This window comes from Brooklawnia sp. (assembly GCF_049651565.1).
Classification (GTDB): domain Bacteria; phylum Actinomycetota; class Actinomycetes; order Propionibacteriales; family Propionibacteriaceae; genus Brooklawnia.
On the sequence record NZ_JBASCI010000004.1, the window covers coordinates 1 to 5,738 of the forward strand.

At 70.3% G+C, this 5,738-nt stretch carries 3 protein-coding genes; all 3 read left to right on the plus strand.

Annotated features, from left to right (window positions below):
- A partial coding sequence (locus WBL05_RS00125; RefSeq protein ID WP_424222968.1) for a PD-(D/E)XK nuclease family protein occupies positions 1-1,698 on the plus strand: 1,698 nt, incomplete at its 5' end.
- An 8-nt stretch (positions 1,699-1,706) separates the two neighbouring features.
- A complete protein-coding gene (locus WBL05_RS00130; protein ID WP_424222969.1) occupies positions 1,707-4,886 on the plus strand; it encodes an ATP-dependent DNA helicase in 3,180 nt (1,059 codons plus the stop codon).
- Positions 4,883-5,738: NAD(+) diphosphatase (nudC, locus tag WBL05_RS00135; RefSeq protein ID WP_424222970.1), on the plus strand; the 856-nt coding region annotated here is incomplete at its 3' end. The genes WBL05_RS00130 and nudC, both read left to right, overlap by 4 nt.

Below are 5,738 nucleotides of genomic sequence, written 5' to 3' on the forward strand. Positions count from 1 at the left end.
GAGCTGACCAGCCCGGTGCTGATCCCCGACGAGTCCGACACCTGCCCGGAGGCGGCGACCCTGGCCCGGTTCCGCCGGCTGCTGGCCGAGCTCGGCAGGTTGGTTGAGCAGCGCGCCGACCTGCCGACGATCCTTTGGCATGCCTGGTCGCAGACGGGCTGGCCCCGCGCCCTGCAGGCCGAAGCGCTGCGGGGTGGCGAGGGTGCACCGCGGGCGCATCGTGACCTGGACGCGGTGGTGGCCCTGTTCGACATGGCTGCCCGCGAGGGCAGTTGGGCCGGCGCCAAGGGGGTCCGCGCTCTGGTTGCCGAGGTCGAGGGGCAGCAAATCCCAGCGGACACCTCGCGCGAGAACGACCCGCGCCGCAACGGTGTAACGGTGGCCACCGTGCACCGGGCGAAGGGCGAGCAGTGGCGGTTGGTTGTGCTGGTCGGACTGCAGGAGGGCCAGTGGCCGGCACTCAACGAGCCGGGTGGGCTGCTGCGAGCCGACCTGTTGGGCGCCGACGGCCTGCAGGCCCCGACGACCCTGACCGAGCGACTGGCCGCTGAGCGGCGGGCACTGTTGTTGGCTGCCAGCCGGGCCAGTGAGGAACTGGTGGTGCTGGGGGTGGAGGATCCGACCGGTGAGGCCGACCCACCGTCCCGTTTCCTTCGTGAGTTCGGGGTCACGCCAGAGCTGGTGACCGGACAGCAGCTGCCGTCCACGCTGCCGGGGCTGGTGGCGATGCTGCGGCGCAGCGTGGTCGACACCGGGCTGTCCCCACAATTGCGAGACCGTGCGGCGGCCGAGCTGGCCTGGCTGGCCGAACAGACCGATGACCAGGGCCGACCACTGGCTCCGGGCGCGCACCCGGACACCTGGTGGGGGTTGCGCGAGTTCACCACCGCCGACCGGCCGGTGGCGAGCGCCGGGCGGCCGATCCGGATCCGCGGCAGCGAGCTGGCCGACCTGCTGGGCTGTCCCCGCAAGTGGTTTCTGTCCCGGCGGGCGCGGGCCACCAGGTCATGGGGGCCGGCGGCAGCGTTCGGCACTCTGGTGCACCGGCTGATGGAGGAAGCCACGAGGACGAGGAAGCCGGCCGCCGAGCTGCTGCACCGACTCGACGAGGTGTGGCCCAGGTTGCCCTACGAGGCGGACTGGCTTGGCCTGGCCGAGCAGCAGGCGGCCGGCGAGGCACTCAGGAGGTTCGACGCCTGGGCCTCCAGCCCCGACCACCAGCAGGTGGTAGGTGCCGAGGTGCCGTTCGAGGTGCCCCTTCAGGTCGACGGCCACGAACTGGTGCTGGTGGGTACGGTCGACCGGTTGGAGGTTGACCACCGGGATCGGCTGCGGGTGGTCGACTTCAAGACCAGCCGCAGCGCGGTCTCCACCGAGGAGGCGGCTGTGATGGACCAGCTCGGGGTTTACCAGTTGGCGGCCCGGATGGGCGCATTCGACGAACTGGCCGCCGGGCGGCGCGGGGTGGCCGACGCCGAGGTGGTGTACCTGCGCTGCGGCGACGGTCAACCGACGGTGCGCACCCAACTGTCGCTGGACGCCCGGCCCGACGACCGCACCTGGGTCCACGATCGGCTGTCGCAGGCCGCCGCGATCATCACCACCGAGCGCTTCGACGCCCGAGCGGACAAGGCCTGCGGACGCTGCGACTTCCGGCAGGGCTGCCCGCTGCAACTGGCTGGGGGTGAGGAATGGTGAACAGGCTGTTGAACACCAAAGCCGACCTGGTCGACCTGCTCGGTATCCCGTTCAGCGACGAGCAGTTCGACGCCATCTCCGCACCGCTGACCCCGGGGGTGATCATCGCGGGCGCCGGCACCGGCAAGACCACCGTGATGGCAGCCCGGGTCGTCTGGCTGGTCGGCACCGGACAGGTCGAACCTGACCAGGTGCTGGGCCTCACTTTCACCCGAAAGGCTGCAGCGGAGCTTGCCCAACGGGTCGGGCAATCGTTGGCCAGGGCTGGGCTGAGCGGCGATGACCTGGTCGACCGGAGCAGGCTGCAGGCGGTGATGACCTACGACGCGTTCGCCGGGCGGTTGATGCACGACTTCGGGCTGCGGATCGGCGTCGAACCCGGCCAGACCATGATCACCGGTGCCACCCGGTACCGGCTGGCCAGCCAAGCGGTGAGCTCGGTGAGCGGGCCGCTACCGGCATTGTCCCGATATCAGCCGGTCACGGTCGCCGAGCGGCTGCTCAGGCTGGACGCCGAGTTGCGAGCCCACCTGGTCTCGGCCGATCAGGTGCTCCGCCACGACGCCGACTTCACCAGTGAGCTGCAGCACGTGAGGCCGTACCGCGGGAAGCCGACGAAGGCGGTGCAAACGGCGCAGCAGGCCGTGGCCGCCCGGGCGGAGCTGCTCGGCCTGATCGGCGACTACCGTCGACTCAAGCACGAACGCAACCTGGTCGAGTTCGCCGACCAGATGGCTCAGGCCACCGATTTGGTGGAGTGCGCACCCGAGGTGGGCAGGCAACTGAGGGAACGGTTCGCGGTGGTGCTGCTCGACGAGTACCAGGACACCTCGTCGGCGCAGGCGCGACTGCTGCGCGCCCTGTTCGGCGGCGGGCACCCGGTGACCGCGGTCGGCGATCCGTTCCAGGCGATCTACGGCTGGCGCGGAGCGGCTCCGAGCAACATCCTGCAGTTCGCCAGCGACTTCCGGCGACCTGACGGACGGGCGGCCAACCAGTACTCGTTACGCACCAACCGGCGCAGCCTCCCGGTGATCCTCGATGCCGCCAACCGGCTCGCCGCCCAGCTGCGCACCGACACCCGGTTGCGCGCCGGCGACGCGGACCAACGGCTGGTCGCACCGGAGGGGAAGATCGGTGGTGTGGTGCAGGTCGCGTCCTTCGATACCTGGCCTGCCGAGGTGGAGTGGTTGGCCGAGCAGGTGGTGGCTGCCAGGCAGTCGCAGCAGGTCGGCAACTGGTCCCAGATTGCGGTGCTGACCAGGGCGAATGCACCGATCGCGGCGATCTACGAGGCGTTGACCAGCCGTGACGTGCCGGTTGAGATCGTCGGTCTGGGTGGTCTGCTGGACGTCCCGGAGATTGCCGACATCGTCGCCACCCTGACCCTGATAGAGGACGTCGCCGCCAATCCGGCGGTGGTCCAGTTGCTGGCCGGGCCGCGCTGGCGGATCGGGCCCCGTGACCTGGCGGTGCTGGGGGAACGCGCCCGGCAGTTGTGCGCGACCGGCCGCGGCGAGGCGTCCAACGCGATCAGCACCGACCTGGACGCGACCGAACAGCTGTGCCTGATGGACGCCATCGAAGACCCGGGCCCGGCGCCGTTGTCCAGCCTCGCGCGGGAGCGGATCGGCCTTTTCGCCGCCGAGCTGCGCAAGCTGCGCCGACACCGTGACGAGCCGGTGCTGGAGCTGGTGCACCGGGTGATCGAGACCAGCAGGATCCGGCTCGAACTGGACTCCCACCCGGAGTGGTTCGCCGCCGGCCGGAGCCGGCAGTTGACGCAGTTCCTGGATGCGGTCTGCGACTACGTCGACATCGACGGCGACGGCGCGCTGAGTGGCTTGCTGGCCTGGCTCACAGCAGAGCGGGAAACCGCGGAAGGACTTGACCAGGCCGTGCCGAGCAACGCCGATTCGGTCAAGCTGTTGACTGCGCACCGGGCGAAGGGGCTGGAATGGGACCTGGTCTTCCTGCCAGCTCTGTGCGATGGCACCTTCCCGAGCGCGCTGGGGGCGGCCAACTGGGTGACCCAGGCCAACGTGCTGCCGGCCGGCCTGCGAGGCGACGCCGAGTGGGTGCCCCAACTTGGCGAGGTCCGGGCTGGCAAGGACCTCGAGGAGTACAAGGGAGCACTCCGGGACGCCGAACGGCAGGCTGAGGACCGGCTCGGCTACGTCGCGGTGACCCGGGCCCGGCAGCGGCTGGTGGCGACCTGCCACCACTGGTTCCCGGGTCGCAGGTCGGCGCGAAAGGTCTCGCCCTATTTCGAAGTGCTTCGCGAGCTGGCAGCCGAGTCCGGCGGCGTCCTGCACACCGCCGAGATGTCCGAGACAAACCCGCTGGACGACCTCGACCTGCGGCGGCCGTGGCCACCGCCCCCGGACGAGGCCAGGGTGGCCACCCTGCAGGAGGCCGCCGCGATGGTCCAGCGGGCCCGGCTGCAACCGACGTCCCAGCTGGATGGCCCAGACCTCGACGTGCAGCAGCAGGGTGACCGTTGGCGCCAGGCCGCTGAGCTGCTGCTGACCGAGGCGCGCAGCGGACTGCGGAGCCAGCGCAGCGTGGTGCTGCCAGCATCGGTGTCGGCGTCCGGGCTGCTGATGGCCAATCGTGACCGCGAGGCGTTCGCCACTCAGCTCGCCCGACCGATGCCGCGTCCGGTGGGACAACAAGCCGGGATCGGTACTCGCTTCCACCGCTGGCTGGAGAACCGCTTCGGCGTCCAGGCACTGTTCGAGCCCGACCAGTTGGACGTGGGCCCGGACGAAACCGAAGACGAGACCTCGGCCGACCTGGTTCTGCGAAGACTGGTGGCGGCGTTCGAACGCGGCAGGTACCGCGACCGGGTTCCGGTCGCGGTGGAGGAGTCGTTCATCCTGGTGCTGGCCGGCCAACAGGTCAGGGGACGGATCGACGCGGTCTTCGCCACTGCCGACGACCCGGACCACGACTACCAGGTCGTGGACTGGAAGACTTCGACCCGACCCGCCGACCCACTGCAGTTGTCGTTGTACCGGCTGGCCTGGGCGCACAGCACGCAAACCCCGGTGGAGCGAGTCGATGCGGTCTTCTACCACGTGCTGTCCGACCAGGTGGAGCGCCCGCAGCAGCTGCTCACCGAGGGCGAACTGGTCGACCTGCTGGACGCGACGGTCCAGGATTCGGCAGTAACCTCACAGCCATGAACCAACGCGATGCGAAACCGGTCCATATGTACCCGTGGGACTCCCCGGCCCTGCTGCATCGCTCGACGCAGTTGCGCACCGACGACACCCTGCAACGGTTGTGGCGCAGCCCGCAGGCGCGATTACTGCAGGTGGACGCCGAGTCCCGCTTCGCGGCCGACCCGTTCGGGGTGCCTCCGGCCGGCGAACTGGATGAGTCGATCGCGTTCCTGGGCACCGTCTTCGGCGGCCCGTGGTTCGCCGAGCGGGTGGTCGAGGTGCCCGGTGGTCACACCGTCCGGGACGCCACCCTGACCGGCACCCAGTACCAGTTGGCCAGCGCCGCACTGGCCATCCTGAACTGGGCCGACGCAACCCGGTTCTGCGACCGCTGTGCCGGTCGGCTGCGGCGGATCCGCGGCGGCTTCGCTGCTGTGTGCATGGTTTGCGAGCTGGAGCACTTCCCTCGAACCGACCCGGCGGTGATCGTCGCCCTGCTCGACCCGGATGATCGGATCTTCCTCGCTCACCAGGTCAGCTGGCCGGCCGGGCGGGCATCCATCCTGGCCGGTTTCGTGGAGGCGGGGGAGAGCGCCGAGAACGCGGTTCACCGCGAGGTGGCCGAGGAGGCCCAGCTGATCGTCGACAGCCTGCGGTTCCTCGGGTCGCAGCCCTGGCCGTTCCCGAGGTCGCTGATGCTCGCCTTCGTGGCGCGCACCCGTTCGCCCGGCCGGGTCGACCAGGTCGAGCTGGAATGGGGTGACTGGTTCAGCCGTGAGCAGGCCGACGCCGCTCAGGCCAGCGGGACGCTCACCCTGCCGGGCGCCGGTTCGGTGGCTGGCCGGATCCTTGACGCCTGGCGAGCGGGTACCC